Here is a 26,715-nt window from a genome sequence, read left to right as displayed (position 1 = left end):
CCTCAGTTCCGCTCGGCCTTGCCGATCAGCAGCGCCAGCATCGGCCAGAAGAAATCCTCGCCCGGATAGCCTTCGATCCGGCCCGCCTCGACCCCGCCCTCGGCAAGCACGAAGGTCGGGGTGAAGACCGGGGGCGCGACCAGCTCCAACCCCTCGGGCAGCGGATCGCGCAGCTGCAACCGGCGCAGGGGGGCGGCCTTGCCTTCCGCGGTCAAGGGGTATTCCGGCGCGACCTCGGCGTTCCAGGCCGCGCAATAGATGCAGCCCGGCTGCTCGAACATCAGAAGCTCCAGCTCTCCCGCCACGGCGATGGCGGGAAGGACGGCCAGCGCGGCCGCTGCCAGAAGGCCGGGACGAGTCACGTTGACAGCCTCATAGAAACATAGAACTATCGTAATCTACATTTGCCTTTCCGGCAAGACGACGCTTCTTCGGGGGAGGGGGGCGATGCTCGACATCACGTTCGGAGGCGCGGCGCTGGCGGGGCTTCTGTCCTTCCTGTCGCCCTGCATCCTGCCGATGGTGCCCTTCTACCTGTCCTACATGGCCGGCCTCTCGGTGCGCGAACTGCGCGACGGCGACACCGTCGCCCCCGGCGCGCGCGGCCGGCTGGTCGTGCAGGCGCTGGCCTTCGCCATCGGCGTGACCACGATCTTCGTCCTGCTCGGCCTTGGCGCGACGGCCCTCGGCCGCAGCTTCGCCCAGTGGAAGGAACCGCTCTCCTGGGTCGCCGCCGCCATCCTGATCCTGTTCGGGCTGCACTTCCTTGGCGTCCTGCGCATCGGGTTCCTCTACCGCGAGGCGCGGGTGGAAAGCTCGTCCAACCCAAGGACGCTGGCCGGGGCCTATGTCATGGGCCTTGCCTTCGGCTTTGGCTGGACGCCCTGCGTCGGCCCGGCGCTGGCCGCGATCCTGATGGTCGCCAGCGGCATGGGCGACCTCTGGCGCGGCGGGATGCTGCTTCTGATCTACGGCCTGTCGATGACGCTGCCCTTCGTGCTGGCCGCCTTCTTCGCCGGGCCGTTCCTAGCCTGGGTCGCCCGCCACCGCGCCCTGATGGGCCATGTCGAAAAGGCGATGGGCGTGATGCTGATCGTCTTCGGCCTGCTCATCGCAACCAATACCGTCAACCTCATCGCCGACTGGATGATCCGCACCTTCGACTGGTCCGCGACCCTGACCTGAGAGGAACCCCATGCTGCGCCGCCTTTTCCTTCTCGCCGCCCTTGCCCTCTCCACCCCCGCCCTGGCGGTCGAGCTGGGCGACGACGGCCTGCACAAGCCCGCCTGGCTGCGCGAGACATTCAAGGACCTGCGCGACGACCTCTCCGAGGCCAATGCCGAGGGCAAGCGCCTCCTGCTGGTCTTCGAACAGCGCGGCTGCATCTACTGCACCGAGATGCACGAGAAGGTCTTCACCGACCCCGCGGTCGACAAGCTGATCCGCGACCATTATTTCGTCGTGCAGCTGAACCTCTTCGGCGATGTCGAGGTGACCGATTTCGACGGCACGGTCCTGTCGGAAAAGGACATGGCGCTGCGCTGGGGCGTGATGTTCACGCCGACGCTGATCTTCCTGCCGGAAGAGGTGCCCGAGGGCGTGTCGGCCCCCGACGCCGCCGTCGCCATGATGCCCGGCGCCATCGGCAAGGGCATGTTCGAGTCGCTCCTGATCTGGGTCCGCGACCGCGGCTACGACAGCGGCGAGAACTTCCAGCGATTCGTGGCCGAGCGGATGACCGAAAACCAGTGAGCCGGCAAGCTTTATCTAGGAATATAGGTATATAGGTTTTCTACTATCTTTTTCCTTGCCGTAAGCGGCATATCGTCGCATAGTGAATTCACGGAGGAATGAAGGGGAGGATCAGAATGACACGCCAGCCTTGTCTGGCGGCAGCCGTCGCGCTGTCGCTCGCGGCGCCAGCCCTAGCCGAAACCGCGCCGAAGGAGGTGCATTTCGACGCCGGCAAGGTCGCGGACTCCCTGACCGGCGTCCCGGGCGATCCGGCGAACGGCGTCAAGGTGATGACCACCAACGCGCTTGGCAACTGCGTGGCCTGCCACACCATCGCGGCCCTGCCCGAGGTCCAGTTCCCCGGCACCATCGCGCCCGCGCTGGACGGCGCCGCCGACCGCTGGACCGAGGCCGAGCTGCGCGGGATCGTCAGCAACGCCAAGATGACCTTCGAGGGCAGCTTCATGCCCGCCTTCTACAAGACCGAAGGCTACATCCGCCCCGGCGACGGCTTCACCGGCAAGGCGCCCGAGGGCGAGCTGCCGCCGATCCTCACCGCGCAACAGGTCGAGGATGTGGTGGCCTACCTCCTCACCCTCAAGGAATGACGCCAAAGGCGCTTAAAGACAGGAGAACCCCAGTGACCCTCAGCAGACGCAAGGCACTCACCCTCGGCCTCGGCGGCATCGCCTTCGCCGCGATCCCCGGCCTCTCCACCGCATCGACGGTGGAAGAACTGACCGCCGCCTTCACCGCCGGCGCGGCCCCCGGCACCGACGGCATCACCCTGACCACCCCGGAAATCGCCGAGAACGGCAACACCGTCCCGGTCTCGGTCGACGCCCCCGGCGCGGTGGCGATCCTGCTCCTCGCCTCGGGCAACCCCGAGCCGGCGGTCGCCACCTTCACCTTCGGCCCCGCCGCCGGCCGCCAGTTCGCCGCCACCCGCATCCGCCTGGCCAAGACGCAGGATGTCATCGCCATGGCCAGGATGGCCAACGGCTCGATCAAGCAGGCCCAGGCCACCGTCAAGGTCACCATCGGCGGCTGCGGCGGCTGAGACAGAAGGAGAGACACCATGGTCGAAGAAGTCAAACCCCGGGTGAAAGTCCCCAAATCCGCCGCCGCCGGCGAGGTCGTCACCATCAAGGCGCTGATCTCGCACAAGATGGAATCCGGCCAGCGCAAGGGCTCGGACGGCAACCTGATCCCGCGCCAGATCATCAACCGCTTCACCTGCGACCTGAACGGGGTGAACGTGATCGACGTGACGGTCGAACCCGCGGTCTCGACCAATCCCTACTTCGAATTCGACGCCAAGGTCGATGCGGCGGGGGAGTTCAAGTTCACCTGGTACGACGACGACGGCTCTGTCTACGAGGACGTGAAGCCGATCGCGATCGCCTGACAGCATAGGGGAGGAGAAGCCATGCACCGCACAGCAACATCGCTTGCCGCACTGACCTTCGGTCTTGCCCTCGCGGGCGTGGCCTTCGCCGATCCGGTGGATGACAAGCTCGTCATCGAGGCCGAGGACGAGACCATCGAGCTGGTCACCACCGCCCCCGCGCCCGCCTTCCTGCAGGAGACCTTGGACACCATCTACTCCGGCTGGCACTACCGCGAGGACGAGACCCGCGATCTGGAACGCGACGATTTCGACAATCCCGGCATGGTCTATGTCGACCGGGGCCTCGACCTGTGGAACTCGGCCATCGGCAAGGGCGGCGAAAGCTGCGCCGGCTGCCACGAGGGGCCCGAGTCCATGGCCGGCCTCCGCGCCGTCACCCCCCGCGTCGACGAAAAGACCGGCAAGCTGATGACGGTCGAGAACTACATCGACGCCTGCGTGACCGAGCGGATGGGCCTGGAATCCTGGAAATGGACCGGGGACGAGATGAAGGACATGCTCGCCCTGATCTCGATGCAGTCGCGCGGCATGGCGGTGAACGTCGCCATCGACGGCGCGGCCGCGCCCTTCTGGGAAAAGGGCAAGGAGATCTATTACACGCGCTTCGGCCAGCTCGAGATGTCCTGCGCCAACTGCCATGAGGACAACCAGGGCAAGATGATCCGCGCCGACCACCTGTCGCAGGGCCAGATCAACGGCTTCCCGACCTACCGGCTGAAAGACGCGGGCATCCTGTCGGCGCAGCAGCGTTTCGTCGGCTGCGTCCGCGACACCCGGGCCGAGACCTTCAAGCCGAACTCGGACGAGTTCAAGGCGCTGGAGCTTTACGTCGCCTCGCGCGGCAACGGGCTGTCGGTCGAGGGTGTCTCGGTCCGGCACTGACGCCCGCCCGCCGGCACGGCCGGCCTGGCATGCAGCACGAATGACAGACCCGGCCCGGCATGGCCGGCCGGGTCTTTCTACCCTCACGACCAAGGAGAGCGGGGATGATCACCCGACGCGAATTTCTTCAGGCCTCGCTGGCCGCCTCGGCGGTCTACGGCGCATCGGGCCTTGGCAACTGGTCGCGGCTGGCGGCCCAGCAGGCGCTGACCCAGGACCAGCTCCTGCAATTCGACGATTTCGGCAATGTCACCCTGATCCACATCACCGACATCCACGCCCAGCTGAAGCCGCTCTACTTCCGCGAGCCGGAATGGAACATCGGCGTCGGCGGCGCCAAGGGCAACCCGCCGCATGTCGTCGGCCCCGCCTATCTGGAAATGTTCGGGATCAAGCCCGGCACGCCCGAGGCCTATGCCCTGACCTATCCCGACTTCGAGGCGCTGGCGAAATCCTATGGCCGGATGGGCGGGCTCGACCGGGTCGCCACCGTGGTCAAGGCGATCCGCGCCGCCCGGCCCGACGCACTCCTGCTTGACGGCGGCGACACCTGGCAGGGCTCCTACACCTGCCTAAAGACCGCCGGGCAGGACGTGGTCAACGTGATGAACCTCCTGAAGCCCGACGCGATGACCTCGCATTTCGAATTCACCCTTGGCATCGACCGCGTGACCGAGATCGTCGAGACGCTCGACTTTCCCTTCCTCGGCGCGAACATCTTCGACGCCGAATGGGAAGAACCCGCCTACGAGCCCTACAGGATGTTCGAGCGCGGCGGCGTGAAGATCGCCGTCATCGGCCAGGCCTTCCCCTACATGCCGATCGCCAACCCGTCCTGGATGTTCCCCAATCTCTCCTTCGGCATCCGCGAGGAACGGATGGCCGAGGTCGTGCAGGAGGTGCGGGATGCCGGCGCGGGGCTGGTCGTCCTCTTGTCGCACAACGGTTTCGACGTCGACAGGAAGCTGGCCGGCAATGTCCCCGGCATCGACGTGATCCTGACCGGCCACACCCACGACGCCCTGCCCGAGCCGGTTCTGGTTGGCCAGACGATCCTGATCGCCTCGGGCTCGAACGGCAAGTTCGTCTCCCGCGTCGACCTGGATGTGCGCGACGGCAAGATGCTGGGCTTCCGCCACAAGCTGATCCCCATCTTCTCGGACGTGATCACCCCCGACGCCGAGGTCGCCGCCGCCATCGACGCCGAGCGCGAACCCTTCAAGACCGAGCTTGAGGAGGTGCTGGGCCAGACAGAAAGCCTCCTTTACCGGCGCGGCAACTTCAACGGCACCTGGGACGATCTGATCCTGAACGCCCTGATCGAGGAACGCGAGGCCGACATCGCCCTCTCGCCCGGCTTCCGCTGGGGCCCCTCGCTGCTGCCCGGCCAGCCGATCACGCGCGAAGACCTCTACAACTGCACCGCCATCACCTATCCGAACGCCTACCGTTCCGAGATGACCGGCGAGATGCTGCACACGATCCTGGAAGACGTGGCCGACAACCTGTTCAACCCCGACCCCTACTACCAGCAGGGCGGCGACATGGTCCGCGTCGGCGGCATGGCCTATTCCATCGACGTGACCAAGCCCCAGGGCAGCCGTCTGTCCGACATGACCCTGCTCAAGACCGGCGAGGCCCTGGACCCCGCCAGGACCTATGTCGTCTCGGGCTGGGCCAGCATCAACGAGAACACCGAAGGCCCCGCGATCTACGACCTGGTCGAGGCCTACATCAAGCGCAAGGGCACCATCGCGCTTGCCCCCGACACCCCGGTCGCCGTGACCGGACTCTGAAGGAGCGCGTTCGCCAGATGACCGACGAACCCAAACCCAGCCGCCGCGCCTTCCTGGCCGGCACCGCCGCCGCCGGCGCGGGCCTTGTCGCCACCGCAGCCACGGCCCAGACCGCCGACCCCCTGATCACCGAGGTGCAGGACTGGGCCTCGGTCTTCGGCGACCCGGTCGACGCCACGCCCTACGGGATGCCGATCGAGTTCGAATCGCATGTCGTCCGCCGCAACGTCGAATGGCTGACCGAAAGCACCGCCTCCTCGATCAACTTCACCCCGATCCACGCGCTGGAAGGCACCATCACCCCGCAGGGCTGCGCCTTCGAGCGGCACCATTCGGGCGCGATCACGCTGTCGAAGCAGGACTACCGCCTGATGATCAACGGGCTGGTCGAAAAGCCCCTGATCTTCACCTTCGAGGACCTCCTCCGCTTCCCGCGCCAGATCTCCATCGCCTTCTGCGAATGCGCGGCCAACGGCGGCATGGAATGGGGCGGCGCGCAGCTGGAAGGCTGCCAGTTCACCCAGGGCATGATCCACAACATGGAATACACCGGGGTCATGCTGCGCGACCTCCTGGCCGAGGCCGGGGTCAAGCCCGAGGGCAAATGGGTCTATGTCGAGGGTGCCGACGCCTCGTCCAACGGCCGCTCGATCCCGCTGGAAAAGGCGCTCGACGACGTCATGGTCGCCTTCTTCGCCAATGGCGAGGCCCTGCGCAAGGAACACGGCTACCCGGTCCGCCTCGTCGTTCCAGGCTGGGAGGGCAACATGTGGGTCAAGTGGCTGCGGCGGATCTCGGTCTATGACCAGGCCGTCGAAAGCCGCGAGGAGACCTCGAAATACACCGACATGATGCCCGACGGCCGGGCGCGGAAATGGACCTGGGTGATGGACGCGAAATCCGTCATCACGCAGCCCAGCCCGCAGGCCCCGATCCGCCACGGCGCCGGCCCCCTGGTGATCACCGGCCTCGCCTGGTCGGGCAACGGCAGGATCACCCGCGTCGACATCTCGACCGACGGCGGCAACAGCTGGACCCCCGCCCGCATCACCGGCGAGGCGCGGTCCAAGGCGCTGACCCGCTTCCACCACGACATGACCTGGGACGGGTCCGAGATGTTCATCATGTCCCGCGCCGTGGACGAGACGGGCTATGTCCAGCCCACCAAACAGGCCCTGCGCGAGATCCGGGGCACCAACAACGTCTACCACAACAACGGCATCCAGGTCTGGTGGGTGCGCGCCGACGGAGAGGTCGAGAATGTCGAAATCGCTTGAGATCCTCCTCGCCGCCCTCCTTCTCGCCACCCCCGCCGTGGCCGAGCCCCTGGGCCTCGGCCGCCCCGCGCTGCCCGAGGAGATCGCCGCCTGGGACGCCACCGTCCTGCCCGACGGCACCGGCCTGCCCGAAGGCTCGGGCGACGTGCTGACGGGCGAGGACGTCTTCGGCGCGAACTGCGCCTCGTGCCACGGCGAATTCGCCGAAGGGCTGGACAGCTGGCCCGTCCTTGCCGGCGGCGACGGCACGCTGACCGATCCGCGTCCGGTCAAGACCATCGGCAGCTACTGGCCCTATCTCTCCACCGTCTACGACTATGTCCACCGCTCGATGCCCTTCGGCCAGGCGCAGACGCTCTCGGTCGACGACACCTATGCGATCACCGCCTTCCTGCTCTACTCGAACGGGCTGGTCGAGGATGACTTCACCCTCACGAAGGACAACTTCGCCACCATCGTGATGCCCAATGCCGAGGGCTTCTATCCCGACGACCGGGCCGAAACCGAATACCCGCTGTTCCGCGTCGAACCCTGCATGGCGGACTGCCGCCCCGCCCCGCCCGAGGTCACCAAGCGCGCCAGCGAGCTGAACGTCACCCCCAGGGACGGGGACGGCAAGCCCGCCGGCACCCTGCCGCCCCTGACGGCCGCCTCGGAAACCGCCCCGGCCGAAGCTGAAGCGGACCCCGCACCCGAGGCCGCACCGGCACCCGAGGCGGCCGAACCCGAAGCAGAAGAGCCGGAGACCGAAGAGCCAGAGGACCACGCCGCCGCCGACCCCGCCCTGATCGAGGCGGGCGAGAAGGTGTTCCGCAAATGCGCCGCCTGCCACAAGGTCGGCGAGGGGGCGAAGCACGCCGTCGGCCCCGCGCTGAATGGCGTCGTCGACCGGGCCATCGCCTCGGCCGAGGGCTTCAAGTATTCCAAACCCCTCACCGACCTTGGCACGGGCGGCGGGATCTGGGATTCGGCGGCGCTGCACGCCTTCCTCGAGGATCCCAAGGGCTTCGCCCCCGGCACCAAGATGTCCTTCGCCGGCCTGAAGAAGGCCGAGGACCGCGATGCCGTCATCGCCTGGCTTTCCACCTTCGCCGACTGACGCGACAGCCCCCCGGAGCCATTCCGGGGGCCCTTTGCAGAGGCCCGCCATGCTGACCCGCCGCCATTTCCTGACCGCCAGCGCCGCCGCCGCGATGCCCCTCGCGCCCCGCCGCCTCTGGGCCGCCAGCACCCTCACCCTTGGCGAAACCCGGATCGACACGCTCTCCGACGGCAACCTCGTCCTGCCCGCCGACTTCATCCTGGGCGGCATGCCCGAGGCCGAGGCGCAGGCGATCATCGCCCGCTACGGCCTGCCGGCCGATCAGCTGACCCCGCCCTGCAACGTCACCCTGCTGCGCGACGGGACCAACACCATCCTGTTCGACGTCGGCTCCGGCCCGGATTTCCAGCCCTCCGCCGGCAAGCTGGCCGAGGCGCTGGCCACCATGGACCTGACGGTCGAGGACGTGACCCATGTCCTTTTCACCCATGGCCACCCCGACCATCTCTGGGGCCTGCTGGACGAGTTCGACGAGCCCCTGTTCCCCAATGCCCGGCACATGATCGGCCAGGCCGAATACGACTACTGGACCGATCCCGAGACCCCGAACACCATCGGCGAGGCGCGGGCGGCCTTCGCGGCGGGCGCCTCGCGGCGGCTGGCCGTGATCGCGGACAGCGTCCGCCTTCTGGCCGATGCCGAGGAACCGCTGCCCGGCATCATCGCCCGCCTGACTCCGGGTCACACCCCCGGCCACCTCGCCTATGAAATCGCCGGGCCGGCCCCCGTCATGATCCTTGGCGACTGCATCGGCAACCACCATGTCGCCTTCGAGCGTCCCGACTGGGCCTCCGGCTCGGATCAGGATCCGGCGCTGGCCGCCGCCACCCGCGCCGCACTTCTCGACCGTCTCGCCGCCGATGGCCACACGATCATCGGCTTCCACCTGCCCGAAGGCGGGATCGGCCGGGTCGAACGCGGCGGGGCCGGCTATCACTTCGTTCCGGGCTGACCGCGCAGCATCCGACAGAAAGGGATTACCATGACCAGAACAGCTCTCGCCGCCGCTCTCGCCCTTGGCCTCTCGGTCAACGCCGCCGCCGCGCAAGAGGCCACCACCTATCCCTTCGACGGCACCTTCGACGAAGCCACCATGGCCGTCGAGGCCGCGATCATCGGCAAGGGCCTGGTGATCGACTATCGCAGCCATGTCGGAGAGATGCTGAACCGCACCGCCGCCGATGTCGGCAGCACGGTGAAGGTCTACGACAATGCCGACGTCTTCCTGTTCTGCTCCGCCGTCCTGTCGCGCAAGATGATGGAGGCCGATCCGCTGAACATCGCCCATTGCCCCTATGGCGTCTTCGTCATGGACCGCGCGGGCCAGGTCTCGGTCGGCTACCGCCAGATGCCCGAAGGCCCGATGCAAGAGGTCCAGACCCTTCTGGACGAGATCGCGCGTGAGGCGGCAGGCCAGTAGAACGCTGCCCGGCTGGCCTTGTCCTCCCCGCCGCAGGACATGGTTGACGCTTCCTGAACGCCCGCGGCCAAGCCATTGATTTCCTTGGGTCGACGCCGCTGCCACGCGTGGCAGCCGTCAGGCCACCGCGCCCCGCCGCAGCCCCGCCTGGTCCACCAGCCAGTCGGTGACCCCCGCGCCCACCCACATGCAGAACAGCGCGAGCCAGGCCGTCGCCACGAAGATCGACCCGCCCGTGACCCCCGCCCCGATCGCGCAGCCCCCCGCCAGCATCGCCCCGAACCCCATCAGCGCGGCCCCTGTCATCGACCGCCGCATCTGGCCCTCGCCCTCAAAACCCTGGAATTTCAGCTCCCGCCCGACCCAGCCCGCAACCAGCGCCCCCAGGAAGGCCCCCGGCACCAGCCCGATGTCGAACCCCAGCGCCGGATCCTCGGTCAGAAAGAACATCAGCGTGTTGGCCGAAGGCCCCGAGAAGGTCGCCGAGGTAACCGCCGCCGGCTCGAAGGCGACCTGGGCCAGGCTGAAGGTCAGCACCCAGCCCAGGGCCACCGCGAAGCCCACGCCCGAGGCGAAGACCATCGCCGACCAGCCCAGCCGGTTGACCCGGACCAGGACGACGGCCAGCGCCGCGATGGCCAGCCCCAGCCCAAGCCCCGCCGCATCCGGCAGGCCGAGGGCGTGCAAGAGGTTCACATTCGCCCCGCCCGGCGTGACCCAGAGCCCCGCCAGCCAGCCCCGCAGCCCCGCCAGCCAGCCGTGCAGCGACATCTGCGCCACCACCGCGAAGATCAGCCCCGAGATCACCGCCCGCAGGTTCCCCGTCGCCGCCAGCACCAGAAGCCGCCCCGAGCAGCCCCGCGCCAGCACCATCCCCGCGCCGAACATCAGCCCCCCGAGGATCGCCCCCGACCAGGACCCCGCGACCGCCATCATCCGCGCCTCCTCGACCCGGAACAGGCCGAGAAGATGCGCCGACTGGACCCAGACCAGCGCGGTCGAGAAGGCCAGCAGCCAGACCGCCACCCGCGGCCCGAGGGAGCCCCGCGCGAACTCGACCGTCGCCGCGCGCAGGCAGAACGAGGACCGCTGGGCGGCGACGCCGAAAACCGCACCCGTCAGCAGGCCCATGACCGTGGCGAGGGTGGTTTCGTCCACATGATCCAGCAGCGCGACGAGATCCATCGACTCCTCCAGAGACTGCGGGACCATAGCTGGCCCGCCGGGAATTTCCTTTGACATGGATCACCCTTGGCCGGCCGGGCGGTCGGGGCAGGGCGATGGGCGGCGGACGCAATCATCCCGCCCAATGTGCAATAATAGTAAAAAATATGTGGCAAAATTTTATGACAGATGCAAATCTTGGCTATCTGCGGCGTGTGTGCTCCAGCGAATCGATCCGTGAATCCCGGTTTGCATGATGCGACGTGACCGTCAGGAGAACCGAGGGAGGAAGCAATGCGACATACAAGATCCATGACGATCAGCGCCCTGGCCATCATCTGCGCTGCTGGCCCGGCCATCGCCCGCGACTTCACCATCGCGGCATGGGGGGGCAACTATCAGGACGCCCAACGCGCCGCCTATTTCGAGCCCTTCGCCGCCGCTCAGGGCCTGACGCTGCTGGAAACCACCTATCTGGGGGGCCTCGCCGAACTGAAGGCGATGGGCGACACCGGCAACGTCACCTGGGACCTGGTGATGATGGGCGGAACCGATGCCCAGCTGGCCTGCGACGAGGGCCTGCTGGAGGAGATCGACTGGGAGGCGCTTGGCGGCGGGGGCGAGCTGCTGCCCGAGGCGGTGCAGGAATGTGCGGTCGGCAACGTGGTGATCGGCAACGGCTTTGCCTACAACGCCTCGGCCTTCCCCGAGGCGCCGAAGGACTGGGCCGATTTCTTCGACCTGGAGAAGTTCCCCGGCAAGCGGGGCATGACCAACAACCCGACGATGAACCTGGAATATGCGCTGATGGCCGACGGGGTGCCGCCGGCCGAGGTCTATGCCGTGCTGTCGACGCCCGAGGGCGTGGACCGGGCCTTCGCGAAGCTGGATACGATCAAGGCCGAGCTGCAGCTTTGGGAAGCCGGCTCGCAGCCGGTCGAGTGGCTGGTCGCGGGCAACGTCGGGCTGAGCACGGCCTACAACGGCCGCATCATCAGCGCCAAGAAGGAAGGCAAGCCGCTGGAATTCGTCTGGAACAACCATGTCTACAACATGGATGTCTGGGCGATCCCGAAGGACAGCCCGTTCAAGGAGCAGTCGGTGGAATTCCTGAAGATCGCCAATGACGCGGCGGCGCAGGTGAAGTTCTCGGAGCGGATGCCCTATGGCCCGACCAACACCGGCGCAACGGCGATGATGCCGCCGGACGTGGTGGCGAACCTGCCGATGGGCGACAACATCGCCACCGCGCTGGCCTATTCCGACGCCTTCTGGATCGAGAACTACGACGCGCTGAAGGAACGCTGGAGCAGCTGGATCGTCCAGTGATCCACGCCGAAGCGTGACGCGCGCCGGCCCGTTGCGGCGGGCCGGCGCCCCTGACGGAGTTTCCCCATGTCCTCTGCACCTGCCCGTCCCTACGGCAGCCGCGCGGCTGCGCTGTTGATGCTGATGCTGCCGGTGGCGCTGTACCTGCTGGTCTTCGTCTATCCGCTGTCCTCGGTGGTGACGCTGAGCGTGGACAATTCGGCGCTGTCCGGCCGGTTCGACAACCTGTCGGCGCTGGGACCGGATGCGACGCCGGACGGCGAGGCCGCGGCCCTGCTGGCCGACCTGGGAACGATGGAGAAGAAGCAGCTGGGCGAGGTGGCCCGGATGCTGAACCAGCAGCGAAGCGGCTTCCGCTCGCTGATCATGTCCACCGGCAAGGAGGCGGAGGCGATCGCGCCGACCATGGCGGGACTGGTGGCCTTCGACGCCCGCTGGGCCGAGCCGGGCTATTGGGCGATCATCCGCGAGAACGCCGCGCCGATCACCTGGAAGCACTATCAGCGCGCGCTGGGGATCACGCTGGCCGAGGACGGCAGCCTCGCCTCGGGCGAGGATCTTTACCTGCGGGTGATGGGGCGCACGCTGGTTATCACGCTGCAGGTGACGATCCTGACGCTTCTGGTCGGCTATCCGCTGGCCTATGCCGCCGCCCACGGCTCGGCCGGGGTCAGCACCTTCGTGCTGGCGGTGGTGCTCCTGTCGTTCTGGACCTCGATCCTGGTGCGGACGACGGCCTGGGTGGTGCTGTTGCAGACCAACGGGCTGGTGAACACCGTCCTCGTCGGCCTGGGCCTGGTGGCCGAGCCGGTGCAGCTGATCTTCAATCGCTTCGGCGCGCTGCTTGCGATGACGCATGTGCTCTTGCCCTTCGCCATCCTGCCGATGCTGAACGTGATGCGGACGATCCCCGCCTCGCAGGCCGACGCCTCGCGCAGCCTCGGGGCCGGGCCGGTCGAGACCTTTCTCAGGGTCTATTTCCCGCAGACCCTGCGCGGGGTCGCGGTCGGGGGCGGGACGGTGTTCATCCTGTCCCTCGGCTTCTACGTCACCCCGGCGCTGACCGGCGGGCCCGAGGACCAGATGCTGGCCTGGTTCATCGCCGATTTCGTCAACAAGACGCTGAACTGGGGCATGGCCGCCGCGCTGTCGGTGCTGCTTCTGGCCATGGTCGCCGTGCTGGTGGCGCTGGCCGGGCTGGCCCGCTGGGCGACGGCGCGCCGCAAGGTGGAGGCCGCCTGATGTCGCGCGTGATCTTCTGGAGCACCGTCACCTTCTGCACCGCCTTCCTGGCGCTGCCCTTGCTGCTGGTCTGGCCGCTGGCGTTCAACACCAGCTCGTTCCTGACCTATCCGCTCGAGGGGCTGACGCTGGACTGGTTCCATCAGGTGCTGACGCAGCCGACCTGGGTCAACGCCTTCCTGAACAGCCTGAAGGTCGCGGTCGGAGCCATGGCTCTGGCGCTGGTGATCGGCGGCCTGGCGGCGACGGGCGTGATCCTGGTGCCGCGCGCGCTACAGGTCGTGCTGACGGGGCTCTTCGTCTCGCCCCTCATCGTGCCGTCGGTGGTCGTGGGCGTCGCCTTCGCCTATGCCTTCGGCCGGGCGGGGATCGGCGGCGGGTATTTCTCGCTGGTGCTGGCGCATGCCGTGCTTGGCGCGCCGCTGGTCTTCCTGTCGGTCCTGACCTCCTTGCGCGGGCTGGACCCGAACCTGGACCTGGCGGGGGCGTCGATGGGCGCCTCGCGCAGCTTCCGCTTTCGCACCGTCACGCTGCCGCTGGCCCTGCCGGGCTTCGCCGCCGGCGCGCTCTTCGCCTTCATCACCTCGTTCGACGAGGTGGTGGTGGCGCTGTTCCTGGCCGATCCGGGATCGACCACGCTGCCCATCGCGCTGTTCGCAGGGCTGCGCGACCGGCTGCAACCGTCGATCGTGGTGGTCGCCGTGCTGCTGTCGCTGATGAGCCTTCTGTTCCTCGCCCTCTTGCGCCGCCTGCAGATGCGCGTCGCGGCCCCGAAATCCTGATCCCGGAACCGTCTGATGTCCTTCATAGAAATCACCCAGGTCTCCAAGCATTACGGCGCGTTCCAGGCGCTGCATGACGTGACGCTGTCGATCCCCAAGGGCGAGTTCGTGACCCTGCTCGGCCCCTCCGGCTCGGGCAAGACGACGCTGCTGAAAGTGCTGGCCGGGTTCGAGCCGGTCTCCTCCGGCGGGGTCTTGCTGGAGGGGCGCGACATCACCCGGGTGCCGCCCGAGAAGCGCAACTTCGGGCTGGTGTTCCAGGGCTATGCCCTGTTTCCGCACATGACGGTAGAGGACAACATCGCCTATCCGCTGCGGGTGCGCCGCCGCCCGCGCGGCGAGATCGCGGAGCGGGTCGGCGCGCTGCTGAAGCTGGTGCAGCTGGACCGCTTCGCGGGGCGCAAGCCGCACGAGCTTTCGGGCGGCCAGCAACAGCGCGTGGCGCTGGCGCGGGCGCTGGTGTTCAAGCCGGACCTGCTGCTTCTGGACGAGCCGATGTCGGCGCTGGACAAGAAGCTGCGCCACGACCTGCAGGAGGAGCTGCGCGCGATCCACCGGACGCTGGGGACGACCTTCATCAACGTCACCCACGACCAGGAGGAGGCGATGCACATGTCGGACCGCATCGCCGTGATGAACCAGGGCCGGGTGGAGCAGTTCGACACCGCCCATGCGCTCTATCGCCGGCCCGTCTCGCGCTTCGTGGCCGAGTTCGTGGGCAAGTCCAACATCTTCGCGGGACGCATCGACCGTGGCGGTGGCGGGCAACTGTTCAGCGGTCCCGGCTTCACCATGCCCGTTCCGGACTGCGCGCAGGGCGAGGCGCTGGCCCTTCTGCGGCCCGAGGATGTCGAGATCGCCGGACAGGCGCCCATGGATGGCCGCATCGCCCTGCCGGTGACGGTGACCAGTTCCACCTACTCCGGCGACCGTGCGCTTTACACACTGAGCCCGCCCACGGGCGCCCCGATCCTGGCCTATGGCAGCGCCCGCAGCGGCGTGCACCCGGACGGCGCGGCGCTGTTCGCCATCTTCGCCCCCGAAAACGCCATCGTTCTGGACTGAATTTCGAAAGGAGCCTTCCCCTTGTCCAAGCTGAAACACCTGAAGCCCGCGGAGCCGGTCATCGACCGCCCGGATCCCGACCGACTGCTGGAGGGGAAACCCGAGTTCCGCGCCTGGCCCTGCAGCGGCGACGATCCGGTGCAGGCCGGGTTCTGGGCCGCCACGCCGGGGCTGCACCGGATGGACCGGACCGGCAGCGGGATCGAGCATTTCTACCTGCTGGAGGGCGAAATCGAGCTGACCGAGGAAGGCGCGGCCCCCCGGCGGTTCGCGGCGGGCGATCTGGTGCGGATCGACCCGGATTTCCAGGGGACATGGCGCACGATCTCGCCGGTCCGGAAGGTGTTCTTCTACGTCGATCCCTGAGCGGGATCTTCGGCGCAGACAACAGGGAGTCAGGAGAAAGCGATGAAGACCTTGCCGTTCTGGTGGGAAGAGGCCGAACCCGCGCATGGCGAGCGCCAGTTCGACAGCCGCAAGTTCGCGGTCGTGATCGTCGGCTCGGGCTATGCGGGCCTCAGCGCGGCGATCACCCTGGCCGAGGCCGGGATGGCGGATGTGGCCGTGGTGGATGCGATGCGGATCGGCGAGGGGGCCAGTTCGCGCAATGGCGGGCAGATCGGCTCGGGCGCAAAATTCTCGCTGGAGCAGGCCGCGCGCCGCTTCGGGATGCAGCGGGCGCGCGAGATCCTGGACGATTACGACCAGGCAATGCCCTTCATGCTGAAGCGGGCCGCGACGCTGGCCGACGATTTCGACCTGAACCTCTCGGGCTCGGTCTCGGGGGCGCATTCCTTCAAGGACCTGAAGGCCTTCCACGCCTATCGCGACGGGCTGGCGCCGGAGAAGCGCAAGACGGTGGAGGTGCTGGACGCGCAGGCGATGCAGAAGGTGCTGAAGACCGACATCTATCGCGGCGCGCTGGTCAAGCATGACACCGGCTCGATCCATCCGGCGAAATATGTGCGCGCGCTGGCCAACCGCGCCCGGGCGCTGGGGGTGCGGATCTTCACCGGCTTCCGCTACCTGGGCACCAGCCGGGGTGCCGGGCGGTTCGAGATCCGGGTGCAGGATGTCCAGACCGGGGGCGAGGTGAAGCTTTCGGCGGAAAAGCTGCTGATGGCCGCCAACGGCTATGTCGGGCCCGAGGCGCCCTGGCTGCGGCACCGGACGATCCCGGTGCAAAGCTACATGATCGCGACGGAACCGCTGCCCTTCGACCAGCTCGAGGAGCTGATGCCCCTGAACCGGGTGGCGGGCGACACCAAGCATATCCTCTACTACTTCCGCCGCTCGCCCGACGGCCGGCGTATCCTGTTCGGCGGGAGGGCGCGGTTCCAGACCTCGACGGCGGAACAGTCGGCGGTCGGGCTGCGGCGCTTCATGCTGCACACCTTCCCCTCGCTGGAGAAGGCGAAGCTGACCCATTCCTGGTTCGGCAACGTCTGCTTCGCCTATGACTTCTGCTCGCATGTCGGGCGGATGGCGGACGGGATCGCCTATGTCTCGTGCTGCAACGGCGGCGGGATCTCGATGATGACCTATCTCGGCCATCGCGCGGCCGAGATGATGCTGGGCGTGCCGGGCCATGACCGGGGCATCGTCAACAGCCATTTCCCGCGCATCTACTTCTACAACGGGCATCCGTGGTTCCTGCCGGCGGTCGGCAGCTACTACCGTTTCCTGGACAGGTCCGCGCGCCTGTTCGACCGGGCGGGCTGACATGGCATCCCAGGCGGGAACGCTTCCCCTGCCTGCCGCGCGGCCCCTGCTGGGGGCGATGCTGATGTGCATCGCCATGCTGGTGGTGCCGCTGGCGGACGTGGTGGCCAAGGTGCTGGTGCTGGACGGCTATTCGCCGCTGCAGAGCACGTTCCAGCGCATGACGCTGGGCGTCCTGTTCCTGGCGCCGCTGGTCTGGCTGCGGCGGGACGAGGTCCTGCCGCATGCCCGGCGTCCGCTGCCGCTCCTGCTGCTCGGGGCCTCGATCCTGGGGGCGATCACCTGCTACGTGCTGGCGCTGGAGCACCTGCCGATCGCCAACACCCTGGCGCTGAGCTTCGTGCAGCCGTTCTTCATCGTCATCCTGTCGAAGCTGCTGCTGGGCGAGAGGGTCGGCCTGCTGCGCTGGGGAATCGTGCTGGTCGGCTTCGCGGCGGTGGTGATGATCATCCGCCCCGCGGCCGAGGGGTTCCAGCCCGCCAGCATCCTGCCGGTGCTGTCGGGGGGCTGCATGGCGATCTATGTCATCATCATCCGCAAGGGGGCCGGAACGCTCTCGGCGCTGGCGACGACGTTCTACACCCATGTCGCCTCGGCCCTGCTGGCGGCGCCGCTGGCCTTCTTCCTGTGGAAGGAGATGGGCGCGGCCGAGTGGATCCTGATCCTGGAACTGTCGGTGATCGGGCTTGCGGTGCAGTATTTCATCATCAAGGCCTACGAGCTGGCCGAAGCCTCGCTGATCGCGCCGCTCACCTACACCGAGATGATCGGCGCGATCCTCGCCGGCTGGTGGTTCTTCGACGAATTCCCCGACAGCGTGACCATCGTCGGCACGCTGGTCCTGATCAGCTGCGCGCTCCTGACCATGTGGCAGGGGCGGGCGAAATGAAACGATGCAAGGAGCATCCAAGATGAAGGTTCTGGTCGCTGGTGCCGGTCTTGCCGGTCTGAATGCCGCCTGGGAGTTGCAGAAGGCCGGCCACGAGGTCGAGCTGTTCGAGTCCAACACGCGGGTCGGCGGCCGCTGCTGGTCCGAGCGGCTGCCGAACGGCGAGGTGTTCGAGCATGGCGGCGAGTTCATCGGTGTGACCGACCACACGATCCGCCGTCTCTGCGCAGAGTTCGGCCTGCCCATCGTCGGGCTGGGGATCAGCTTCGACCGGCGCTGGCAGGTCGACGGCACGATCATGTCCGAGGAGGAGCTGGCCGGGCATGTCGCCGATCTCTCGGCCGCGGCCGAGCGGCTGTGCAAGGCCCGCGGCTATCGCGTCTCGCTGCGCGAGGTCGCGCGCGAGGCCTATGGGCCGGACTACGCCAGCCTGCCGTATTGCCAGAAGCTCTTCGCCACCACGACCTGCGACCCCGATCAGGTCAACGGCATCGCCATCGCCCGGATGTTCCAGGGCCATGACGGGGGCTATGTGGAACATCGCGGCCGGGTGATGGCGGGGAACGACGCCGTTGCCAGGGAGATCCACCGCAGGATCGGCGACGTGGTGCGCTTCGACACGCAGATCACCGAGGTCCGGCAGGCCTCGGGGCGGGTGACGATGCGCGCGGCCACCGGCGAGGAGTTCGCCGGCGACGCCGCCGTCATCGCCGTGCCGCTGCCCAAGCTTCAGCGGCTGATCGGCACGCTGGACCTGCCCGCGCCGATGCGCAAGGCGATCGAGGGGCGGGTGATGGGCGCGGCGGCCAAGCTGAACACCATGGTCAGCGGCAAGGCCCCGCCCCGGGGGATCCAGGCCCCGAACGCGCCCTGGTGGTCGTGGAGCACCGCGAACAACGCGGGCGATGCGGCGCGGGGCAGCCTGACCTCCTACGCCGGGGGGCGGGCGACCATGGCCAGCCTGAAACTGGACGAGGGACCGGCCTATTGGCTGGAACAGACGCGCGCCTACCGCACCGACCTCGAGGTCAGCGATACCTGCGTGCTGACCGACTGGGGCAGCGACCCGCATACCGAGGGGGCCTATTCGATGCCGGGCCTCGACTGGGAGCCGGAGCAGGACCGGGTCTTCGACCAGAAGGCGGGGGCCATCGCCTTTGCGGGCGAGCATACCCATTTCGCCTCGCTGAACGGTGCGCTGGACTCGGGCGCGCGGGCGGCGAAGCTCTTGACGCTGATCTGAGGCCGGCAGGCTTTCGCAGGGCCTTATGTCCTACGGCACAGGCCCTATAATGGAGCACCCGCCCTTCAGGTGCGGCGTGACGATTGCAGGACAGGGATTGCCCGTGGCACAGACACTTGCCGACACCGCTCCGACCGGAGACCACAGCGATACACGCCAGGTCGGCGAGACCCTGCGGCTGCGCCGCCAGATGCGGGGCATGTCGCTGAAACAGGTGGCCGAGCCCGCCGGGATCTCGGTCGGGATGCTGAGCCAGGTCGAACGCGGCCTCGTCGCGCCGTCGATCAAGACCCTGCGCGCGATCTGCGCGGCAATGGACATGCCGGTGAACTGGCTGTTCCACCGCGACGGCGAGAACGGCGGCCAGGCGGCCGAGTTCGTGGTTCCGGCCAACGCGCGGCGGTCGCTGACCTATCTGGACGGGGCCCTGACCAAGGAGCTGCTGACCCCGGACACCCAGCCGCAGATCCAGATGCTGCGCTTCGTGATGAAGCCCGGCGCCACCTCGGGCGAGCCCTACAGCAATGCCGAGGGCGGCAAGTGCGGCCTGGTCGTCGCCGGCACCCTGGGGCTGGAGCTGAACGGGGTCGAGATGCAGATCAACACCGGCGACAGCTTCGCCTTTCCGGCGTCGAGCCTGGTGCGGTTCTGGACCATCGGCGAGGAGACCTGCGAGGTGATCTGGGTGGTGGCGCCGGCCACGGTCTGATCCTGCCGCGTCTCAGGCCGCGCCCTCCCAGTGACTGCCGGGAATGGCGGCGACCAGGCGCTGGGTATAGTCCTGCTGCGGGGCGCGGAAGATGCGGGCGGGGGGGCCGGATTCCACCACTTCGCCCCGGTGCATCACCAGCACCTCGTCGCAGATCTGGCTGGCCACCCGCAGGTCATGGGTGATGAACACCAGCGCCAGATGGCGTTCCTGCTGCACCCTGGCCAGAAGCTGCAGGATCTGCGCCTGGATCGAGACGTCCAGCGCCGAGACCGCCTCGTCGGCGACGATAACGTCGGGGTCGAACATCAGCGCCCGGGCGATGCCGACACGCTGGCGCTGGCCGCCCGAGAATTCGTGCGGAAAGCGGTCGTAGGCCGCGGCGTCCAGCCCGACCTGCGCCAGGATCGCCTGCGCCTTCTGCCGCGCCTCGGGCCGGGACATTCCTCTCGCCACCGGCCCCACGGTCAGCGAGGTGCCCACCGTCTGGCGCGGGTTCAGCGAGGCATAGGGATCCTGGAACACCATCTGGATGCGTGGGCGCAGCGGGCGCAGCTCGGCCTCTCTCATCGGGTGGATGTCGGTACCGTCCAGCAGGATGCGCCCGGCGTCCGCCTCGATCAGCTTCATCAGGATCCGGCCCATCGACGACTTGCCCGAGCCGCTTTCCCCCACCACCCCCAGCGTCTGCCCGCGCCGCAGGGTGAAGCTGACATTCTTCACCGCATGGACGGTGCGATGCTTGCCGAAGAAGCCGGAGCCGGTGCGGTAGGTCTTGTCCAGGCCCTCGACCTGCAACACGACCGGGGCCTCGGCCGGAACCTGGGCCGCCGTATCGGCCTCGCGCAGGCGGGGGACGGCGGCGATCAGGCGTCGGGTATAGGGATGCGTCGGCGCGGTCAGCACCTGCGAGGCCGGGCCCTGTTCCACCAGAAGGCCCTTCTCCATCACGATCACCCGGTCCGCGATGTCGGCCACCACGCCGAAGTCATGGGTGATGAACAGCACGCTCATCGACTTGCGGCGCTGGATGCGGCGGATCAGCTCCAGGATCTGCGCCTGGGTGGTGACGTCCAGCGCGGTGGTCGGCTCGTCCGCGATCAGCACGTCGGGGTCGAGCGCCAGGGCGATGGCGATCATCACGCGCTGGCGCTGGCCGCCCGACAGGCGGAAGGGATACTGGTGGCAGAGAAGCCGTGGCTCGGGCAGGCCCACCTCCTCAAGCAGCTCCAGCACCTTGGCCACCCGCTTGGCCTTGTCGGTCCAGCCGTGGGCGACCAGCACCTCGTCCACCTGCGCGCCCACGGTCATCAGCGGATTCAGCGCCGAGAGCGGGTCCTGGAAGATCATCGACAGCGACTTGCCGCGCAGCGACCGCCGCTCGCGCTCGGGCATCCGCAACAGGTCGGCGCCGTTGAAGAGGATGCTGCCCCCGGCAACCTTCATCGCCGGGGAGAGAAGGCCCATGACCGTGCTGGCGGTGACCGACTTGCCCGACCCGGACTCGCCGATGATGCAGAGGATCTCGCCGTGGTTGAGGTCGAAGGACACGCCGCGGATGGCGTGCTGGCGCTCCATCTCCTGCGGCAGGCTGACGGTCAGGTCACGGACAGAGAGGACGGGCTGGGCATCGGTCATGGGGCACTCCGGCGGTCAGGGCTTGGGCACGACGGTGGCCAGCTTGCGGAACGGGGTCAGCACATGCAGCCAGGGCGCCACGCCCCTGGGCACACGCACGATCGAGCCGGGGCCGATCTTCTCGGGCGCCGCGCCGCCAAGGCTGCACATCGCCTCGCCTTCCAGAACGACGAAGGTCTCCTCCAGGTCGCGGGGAGGGTAGGGATAGATGCCGGGCTCGGCGATCCAGACGGCGACCTTGGTCGCGGTCTCGGGCGCGCCGTCATCCTCCCAGATCATCCGGCGGAAGGATTTCGCGCCGTCTTCGGCGGCAAGGCCGGGGGTGAGGTCGGCGTCGGCGGTGATGTGGGTGATCAGGCTCATGGGCTCTCCTTATCAGGCGTGAGGGGGAAGGGGCGCGCGGTCGCGCCGGGTGGCGAGGTTGTCGGCCAGCCGCATCTGGCGCAGCTTCAGCGCCGGCGCGGCGGCCATCCAGAGCGGCGCAGGGCGCAGCGGCTCGACGCGGAGGTCGAGGTCCTGCTCCTCCACCCCCAGCGCCCAGTCCGACAGGATCCCGCCCAGCATGGTGCCGGTGGGCACGCCACGGCCCGACAGCCCGGTCAATGCGACGACTCCCGGTGCCAGACCGTAGAGCCGCGGCACGGTGCGGCTTTGCATGTCCAGCTCGCCGAACCAGAGATATTCCCAGCGGACCGGCCGGGTGATCTGCGGGTAGAGCCAGCGCAGGCGGTCGGTCAGCACCTGCCGCGTATAATCCAGATCGCGGCCCCGCCGGCCCATCGGGAACATCGAGGCGACGATCCGCCCGGCCGCGTCGAACTTGCAGACGAAGATGTCGCCCCGCCCGTCGTGCAGCGTGGTGTTGCGCGGCATAACGCTGGCGCGGGTCTCGGGATCCAGCGGCTCGGTCGCGGCGACGAAGACGCGCTGGATGCGGAAGCTGCGGTCCAGTTGCGGCCAGCCGCCCACGGTATAGGCGCCGGTGGCGAAGATGACCTTGTCGGCCATCACCTTGCCCGCCGCGGTCTTCACCCGCCAGCCGTTGCCCTGCCGCTCGCAGCCGATTACCGCCGATCCGGTGTGGATCGTGCCGCCCTCCTGCAGGACCGCGCGGGCCAAGCCCCGGGCATAGCCGAGCGGGTTCAGATGGGCGGCCTCCTCGTGCAGCCAGCCGCCGAAGAAGCGCGGGCTGCCGGTGACGGCCTGCGCCTCGTCCCGGTCCAGAAGGCGGGTCCGGGCGCCGGCGGCGTTGTAGCTTTCCGCCTTCTCCTCCAGCGCCGCCCGCTGGCCGGGGCGCAGCGCGCCCATGACATAGCCGTGCTGCACCCATTCGCAGTCGATCCGGTAGTCGCGGATCATCCGCGCGGCCCGGTCGTTGGCGCGGGTCTGGCGGTGGATCAGGCGTTCGGCCCAGGGCTCGCCCAGCATCCGGCGCAATTCGGCCAGGCTGTAATGGGTGAAGGTCGGCGTGCAATGCCCGGCGTTGCGGCCCGAGCCGCCGAAGCCGATCTCCTCACGCTCCAGGAGCACCACGCGGACCCCGGCGCGGGCCAGCTCCAGCGCGGTGGTCAGCCCGGTATAGCCGCCGCCGACGACGCAGACATCGGCCCGGATCTCGCCCTCCAGCGGCCGGGTCACGGGCGGCGGCGCGGCCGTGGCGGACCAGAGCGAGGCGTGGAAGGGCGAGAAGCGGGTCATCGCGCTACCTCTGGTCCGAGCGGGCATCCAGCGCGTCGCGCAGGCCGTCGCCGATGAAGTTGAACCCGGCCACCGCCGCGGTGATCGCGAGGCCCGGCACGATGGCCAGCCAGGGGGCCTTGTCCAGGTATTGCTGCGCCCCGTTCAGCATGTTGCCCCAGCTGGGCAGCGGCGGCTGGATGCCATAGCCCAGGAAGCTGACATAGGCCTCGAGCAGGATGGCGCGGGCCACCGTGAGGGTCGCGGCCACGATGATCGGGCCGATGACATTGGGCAGAAGCTCGCGGAACATGATCTGCCACGCGGGTAGCCCAAGCATCCGCGCCGCCATCACGAAATCGCGGTCGCGCAGGGATTTCACCTCGGCCTCGACGATCCGGGCCACCTCCATCCAGCTGGTGACCGCGATGATGATGGTGATCATGATCGGGCTGGGCTCGATGAAGGCCGCCAGCGCCAGGAGCAGGAAGATCGACGGGAAGGACAGGAAGGCGTCGACCACCCGCATCAGGACCGCGCCCATCCAGCCGCCGCGGAAACCGGCGACCACCCCCACCACCGTGCCGACCACGGTGGACATGAGCATCGCGAAGAACCCGACCAGCAGCGAGATCTGCCCGGCCTGGAACAGCCGCGCGGCGATGTCGCGGCCCAGGGGATCGGTGCCGAAGATATGCGCCCCGGTGCCGGGAGGCGCGAAGCGGGCGCGCAGGTCGATGTAGAGGTCGTCGAAGGGCAAAAGATAAGGCCCGACGAAACAGGCCAGCGTCAGGCCGACGATCAGCGCGACGCCGACCATGGCCAGCCGGTTGCGCAGGAAGCGGCGCATCGTGCGGCTGCGCCACCAGCGGTCGGGCGGGGGCAGGGGGGTCTCGGTCAGCATGGTCATGCGCTCTCCCCCCTCATTCCAGCCGGATGCGCGGGTCGACCAGCGCCACCAGCAGGTCGGCCGCCAGGTTGCCGATCAGCACCAGCACGGCCGAGAACATCAGAAGGCCCATCACCACCGGGTAATCGTTGTAGCCCAGGCTATCCAGGAACAGGCGCCCCATGCCGGGCCAGGTGAAGACCGTCTCGGTCACCAGCGCGCCGCCCAGCAGGGTGGGCAGTTGCAGCCCGGCCAAAGTGATCATCGGCACCAGCGCGTTGCCGACGATATGCTTCATCAGCACCCGGCGCGGCGTCAGCCCCTTGGCGCGGGCGGTGCGGACGAAATCCTGGCTCATCACGTCCAGCGTGGCCGAGCGCATGTAGCGGCTCCAGGTCGCCACGTTGACCAGCGCCAGCACCAGGCTGGGCATGATCAGGTGGACGGCGTAGTCCGCGGCCGAGCCGTCGCCGACGGTGTACATGTTGCCCGCGGGCAGCCAGCCCAGCCAGAGCGAGAAGACGAAGATCGCGATCAGGCCGAACCAGAAGGTCGGGATCGACAGCGCCACCATGGCGCCCACGGTCGTCACATAGTCGAAGACCGAGCCCTGGCGCACCGCGCTGTGAATCCCGATCCAGGTGCCGATCAGCACGGCAACCAGCGTCGAGGAGCCCATGAGCAGCAGCGTGGCGAAGAGATGGCCGCCGATGATCTCCAGCACCGGGCGGCCGTCGCGGTAGGACTTGCCCCAGTCGCCCTGCAAGAGATTCCAGAACCAGTCGAGATACTGGATCGGCAGCGGCCGGTTCAGGCCCATCTGCTCCGCGATGCGGTCCAGCGCCTCTTTCGTCATCCCCGGCGTCAGCGCGTATTGCGACAAGGGGCCGCCCGGAGCCAGGTTCAGCACCATGAATCCGATCAGCGAGACAAGGAACAGAAGCACGATGCTCTGCCAGAAACGCAGCAGCAGATAGCGTAACACGGGGCACCTCCGTCACAGGGGCAGGATCCGCAGCCCCGGTCGGGGGCTGCGGAGGATGGTGCGGCGGCGCGTCAGACCCAGCGCCAGCTGCGCACGTTCCAGGTGTCGATGCGGTTGTTGATGTTGGGCGTCTTGCCCTCGACCCCCACCTTCCAGCCGGGGATGGTGGCATACTGGAAGATCGGCAGGAACGGCAGGTCGGCGCGCATGATCTCCTGGATCTTCAGGTAGACCGGCCTGCGTTCCTCGGGGGCCACCAGCTCGCCACCCTGCTTCAGAAGGGCGTCCACCTCGGGGTTGTTGTAGACCCAGGTGTTCTGCCCCGAACCGCCCGTCGCCGGAGAGGAGGTGGAGAGGAAGAAGTCCGAGGTGTCCGGGTCCGGCCCGGTCAGCGTGTTCAGGCCGACGACGACCGAGTCGAACTGCGACAGCATCCAGTAGTCGCCCCACATCACCGCGGGCGGCAGGTTCGAGATCGTCATCTCGACCCCGATGTCCTTGAAGGACTGCTGGAAGAACTGCTGCGCCTGTTCGCGCAAATGGTTGCCGGCGGTGGTGGAGTTGGTGAAGGCCAGCCGCACCCCGTCCTTGACGCGGATGCCGTCGTCGCCCGGCACCCAGCCTGCCTCGTCCAGCAGGGCCTTGGCCTTTTCCGGGTCATATTCGTGCTTCGGCAGGTCGGCGTTGAAGTAGAAGGATTCCTTCGGCATGTAGGTTTCGGTCGGCGTCGGCACGCCGTAGTAGAGCGCGTCGATGATCGCCTGCTTGTCCAGCGCGTGATACAGCGCCTGGCGGACCTTCAGGTCCTGGAACTGCGGCCGCTGCATGTTGAAGGTCAGCGATTCGAAGGTCGCGGTGCCGACGACCTCGACCACCCGGTCGGCAAGCGTCCTGGCCTCTTCGTAGTGATCCGGGGTGATCCATTGCAGGCCCACCACGTCGATGTCGCCGGTCTTGAACTGGGTGTAAAGCACGGTCAGGTCGGGAATGTACTTGACGACCAGCCGCTCCAGATAGGGGCCGTCGCCGAAGTAGTCGGCGTTCGCCTCAAGCTCGATATGGTCGCCCGCCACCCGTTCCTTCCACTTGAAGGCGCCGGTGCCGATCGGGGCGTTGTTGAACGGGGCCTCGTTCTTGTCCGCCACGCCCTCGAAGGCATGTTTCGGCACGATGAAGGTCGAGGCCAGGATCGCGGCATAGGGGGCGAAGGGCTTGTCCATCGTCCAGGTGATCTCGGTCGGCGAGACCACGGTCAGGTTGCGCACATGCTCGTGCCCGGTCTTGCGCCAGCTGCGGAAGTCGGGGTCCAGCAGAAGCTCGAGCGTGAACTTGACGTCCTCGGCGGTGAAGGGCGTGCCGTCGTGCCATTTCACGTCGTCGCGCAGGGTGATCTTCCAGTTCAGGCCATCGGCCGAGATGCCGCCGTTCTCGACGGTCGGAACCTCGGTCGCGAGCAGTGGGAAGAAACTGCCGTCCGGGGCCACGTCGAACAGCGGGTCGAAGATGGCATAGTGGATGCCCTCGTCCACCTCGATATGCGGCAGGTGCGGGTTGAACACCGTCGGTTCCTGCGAGAAGCCCAGGACGATCTGGCCCTTGGGCGCTTCCTGCGCATGGGCGGCGCCAAGGCCGGAAAGCGACGGCACCAGGGTCGTCACGCCGGCGGCCCCCATCAGCAGCAAGGCTTGCCGGCGCGTGGTGGTAAGGCGGTTGTCTTCGGTCATCTGCTTGGTCCCTGTTGGGTGTGGGCCGGTGCGG

Annotated in this window: 28 protein-coding genes; 20 read left to right on the top strand and 8 right to left on the bottom strand. The window is 68.0% G+C overall.

Translation table 11 applies throughout. The features are described from left to right. Nucleotides 1-2 precede the first annotated feature (2 nt). Nucleotides 3-362, bottom strand: a complete 360-nt coding sequence (locus I7S92_RS11110; protein ID WP_197643975.1) for a thioredoxin family protein — start codon at nt 360-362, stop codon at nt 3-5. A gap of 85 nt (nt 363-447) precedes the next feature. Between I7S92_RS11110 and I7S92_RS11105 the strand changes: the two genes are divergently transcribed. The 11 genes from I7S92_RS11105 to I7S92_RS11055 all read left to right on the top strand — a co-directional run bounded on the left by I7S92_RS11105 (nt 448) and on the right by I7S92_RS11055 (nt 9,623). Then, the gene (locus tag I7S92_RS11105; protein WP_197643973.1) at nt 448-1,185 is read left to right on the top strand and encodes a cytochrome c biogenesis CcdA family protein; all 738 of its coding nucleotides are present in this window, start codon (nt 448-450) and stop codon (nt 1,183-1,185) included. A gap of 13 nt (nt 1,186-1,198) precedes the next feature. Further along, complete coding sequence (locus I7S92_RS11100) at nt 1,199-1,753, top strand: SoxW family protein (protein WP_386004152.1); 555 nt, start codon at nt 1,199-1,201, stop codon at nt 1,751-1,753. Between the two features lie 116 nt (nt 1,754-1,869). Continuing rightward, entirely contained in the window at nt 1,870-2,343 is a 474-nt protein-coding gene (gene soxX / locus I7S92_RS11095; RefSeq protein WP_242070164.1) for a sulfur oxidation c-type cytochrome SoxX, read from the top strand. 32 nt (nt 2,344-2,375) lie between these two features. Continuing rightward, on the top strand, nt 2,376-2,795 hold the full coding sequence (gene soxY, locus I7S92_RS11090; RefSeq protein ID WP_354001322.1) for a thiosulfate oxidation carrier protein SoxY: 420 nt from the start codon (nt 2,376-2,378) through the stop codon (nt 2,793-2,795). 18 nt (nt 2,796-2,813) lie between these two features. Further along, nucleotides 2,814-3,143 carry a thiosulfate oxidation carrier complex protein SoxZ gene (soxZ, locus tag I7S92_RS11085; protein ID WP_197643963.1) on the top strand — a complete coding sequence of 110 codons (330 nt, stop codon included), beginning with the start codon at nt 2,814-2,816 and terminating at the stop codon, nt 3,141-3,143. 21 nt (nt 3,144-3,164) lie between these two features. Next, on the top strand, nt 3,165-4,028 hold the full coding sequence (gene soxA, locus I7S92_RS11080) for a sulfur oxidation c-type cytochrome SoxA (protein ID WP_197643959.1): 864 nt from the start codon (nt 3,165-3,167) through the stop codon (nt 4,026-4,028). Between the two features lie 104 nt (nt 4,029-4,132). After that, on the top strand, nt 4,133-5,824 hold the full coding sequence (gene soxB, locus I7S92_RS11075) for a thiosulfohydrolase SoxB (protein WP_197643956.1): 1,692 nt from the start codon (nt 4,133-4,135) through the stop codon (nt 5,822-5,824). A gap of 17 nt (nt 5,825-5,841) precedes the next feature. Further along, nucleotides 5,842-7,101, top strand: a complete 1,260-nt coding sequence (gene soxC / locus I7S92_RS11070) for a sulfite dehydrogenase (RefSeq protein WP_197643953.1) — start codon at nt 5,842-5,844, stop codon at nt 7,099-7,101. Further along, nucleotides 7,085-8,200, top strand: coding sequence for a c-type cytochrome (locus tag I7S92_RS11065; protein ID WP_197643950.1), 1,116 nt, complete (start codon nt 7,085-7,087; stop codon nt 8,198-8,200). The genes soxC and I7S92_RS11065 overlap by 17 nt, the downstream gene beginning before the upstream one ends. Before the next feature lie 49 nt (nt 8,201-8,249). Next, nucleotides 8,250-9,155: an MBL fold metallo-hydrolase gene (locus I7S92_RS11060; RefSeq protein ID WP_197643945.1), complete on the top strand. Its 906-nt coding sequence runs from the start codon at nt 8,250-8,252 to the stop codon at nt 9,153-9,155. A 30-nt stretch (nt 9,156-9,185) separates the two neighbouring features. Continuing rightward, entirely contained in the window at nt 9,186-9,623 is a 438-nt protein-coding gene (locus tag I7S92_RS11055; RefSeq protein ID WP_197643942.1) for a DUF302 domain-containing protein, read from the top strand. A gap of 117 nt (nt 9,624-9,740) precedes the next feature. Here I7S92_RS11055 and I7S92_RS11050 read toward each other — a convergent pair whose 3' ends face one another. Beyond that, complete coding sequence (locus tag I7S92_RS11050) at nt 9,741-10,808, bottom strand: YeeE/YedE family protein (RefSeq protein WP_197644098.1); 1,068 nt, start codon at nt 10,806-10,808, stop codon at nt 9,741-9,743. A gap of 291 nt (nt 10,809-11,099) precedes the next feature. Here I7S92_RS11050 and I7S92_RS11045 point away from each other — a divergent pair, with 291 nt between their 5' ends. The 9 genes from I7S92_RS11045 (at nt 11,100) to I7S92_RS11005 (ending at nt 19,768) form a co-directional block, all read left to right on the top strand. Then, complete coding sequence (locus I7S92_RS11045) at nt 11,100-12,116, top strand: ABC transporter substrate-binding protein (RefSeq protein WP_197643939.1); 1,017 nt, start codon at nt 11,100-11,102, stop codon at nt 12,114-12,116. A 66-nt stretch (nt 12,117-12,182) separates the two neighbouring features. Beyond that, nucleotides 12,183-13,358, top strand: a complete 1,176-nt coding sequence (locus I7S92_RS11040) for an ABC transporter permease (RefSeq protein ID WP_197643937.1) — start codon at nt 12,183-12,185, stop codon at nt 13,356-13,358. After that, the gene (locus I7S92_RS11035; RefSeq protein WP_197643935.1) at nt 13,358-14,140 is read left to right on the top strand and encodes an ABC transporter permease; all 783 of its coding nucleotides are present in this window, start codon (nt 13,358-13,360) and stop codon (nt 14,138-14,140) included. The genes I7S92_RS11040 and I7S92_RS11035 overlap by 1 nt, the downstream gene beginning before the upstream one ends. A 15-nt stretch (nt 14,141-14,155) precedes the next feature. Further along, a complete protein-coding gene (locus I7S92_RS11030; protein ID WP_197643933.1) occupies nt 14,156-15,205 on the top strand; it encodes an ABC transporter ATP-binding protein in 1,050 nt (349 codons plus the stop codon). A 21-nt stretch (nt 15,206-15,226) separates the two neighbouring features. Continuing rightward, complete coding sequence (locus I7S92_RS11025) at nt 15,227-15,571, top strand: cupin domain-containing protein (RefSeq protein ID WP_197643931.1); 345 nt, start codon at nt 15,227-15,229, stop codon at nt 15,569-15,571. Between the two features lie 42 nt (nt 15,572-15,613). Continuing rightward, nucleotides 15,614-16,927: an NAD(P)/FAD-dependent oxidoreductase gene (locus tag I7S92_RS11020; RefSeq protein ID WP_197643929.1), complete on the top strand. Its 1,314-nt coding sequence runs from the start codon at nt 15,614-15,616 to the stop codon at nt 16,925-16,927. Between the two features lies 1 nt (nt 16,928). Continuing rightward, nucleotides 16,929-17,816 (top strand): DMT family transporter, encoded by an 888-nt coding sequence (locus I7S92_RS11015; protein WP_197643927.1) that lies wholly within the window; start codon nt 16,929-16,931, stop codon nt 17,814-17,816. Between the two features lie 22 nt (nt 17,817-17,838). After that, a complete protein-coding gene (locus tag I7S92_RS11010) occupies nt 17,839-19,059 on the top strand; it encodes a flavin monoamine oxidase family protein (RefSeq protein WP_197643925.1) in 1,221 nt (406 codons plus the stop codon). Between the two features lie 103 nt (nt 19,060-19,162). After that, nucleotides 19,163-19,768 (top strand): helix-turn-helix domain-containing protein, encoded by a 606-nt coding sequence (locus tag I7S92_RS11005; RefSeq protein WP_287866464.1) that lies wholly within the window; start codon nt 19,163-19,165, stop codon nt 19,766-19,768. A gap of 12 nt (nt 19,769-19,780) precedes the next feature. Here I7S92_RS11005 and I7S92_RS11000 read toward each other — a convergent pair whose 3' ends face one another. From I7S92_RS11000 to I7S92_RS10975, 6 genes are all read right to left on the bottom strand, one after another. Continuing rightward, complete coding sequence (locus tag I7S92_RS11000) at nt 19,781-21,406, bottom strand: ABC transporter ATP-binding protein (RefSeq protein ID WP_197643921.1); 1,626 nt, start codon at nt 21,404-21,406, stop codon at nt 19,781-19,783. A 15-nt stretch (nt 21,407-21,421) separates the two neighbouring features. Then, complete coding sequence (locus I7S92_RS10995; protein ID WP_197643917.1) at nt 21,422-21,769, bottom strand: cupin domain-containing protein; 348 nt, start codon at nt 21,767-21,769, stop codon at nt 21,422-21,424. Between the two features lie 12 nt (nt 21,770-21,781). Beyond that, nucleotides 21,782-23,104, bottom strand: a complete 1,323-nt coding sequence (locus I7S92_RS10990; protein ID WP_197643914.1) for an NAD(P)/FAD-dependent oxidoreductase — start codon at nt 23,102-23,104, stop codon at nt 21,782-21,784. A gap of 4 nt (nt 23,105-23,108) precedes the next feature. Then, on the bottom strand, nt 23,109-23,987 hold the full coding sequence (locus I7S92_RS10985) for an ABC transporter permease (protein WP_386004162.1): 879 nt from the start codon (nt 23,985-23,987) through the stop codon (nt 23,109-23,111). Nucleotides 23,988-24,006: 19 nt separating this feature from the next. Further along, nucleotides 24,007-24,957, bottom strand: coding sequence for an ABC transporter permease (locus I7S92_RS10980; protein ID WP_197643908.1), 951 nt, complete (start codon nt 24,955-24,957; stop codon nt 24,007-24,009). 71 nt (nt 24,958-25,028) lie between these two features. Further along, nucleotides 25,029-26,681 (bottom strand): peptide ABC transporter substrate-binding protein, encoded by a 1,653-nt coding sequence (locus I7S92_RS10975; protein WP_197643905.1) that lies wholly within the window; start codon nt 26,679-26,681, stop codon nt 25,029-25,031. Between the last annotated feature and the right edge of the window lie 34 nt (nt 26,682-26,715).

The sequence above is a fragment of the Tabrizicola soli genome, assembly GCF_015999335.1.
GTDB classification, from domain to species: Bacteria; Pseudomonadota; Alphaproteobacteria; order Rhodobacterales; family Rhodobacteraceae; genus Tabrizicola; species Tabrizicola soli.
The sequence above is the reverse complement of the archived record's forward strand: the minus strand, read 5'-3'. Positions and strand labels throughout refer to the sequence as shown.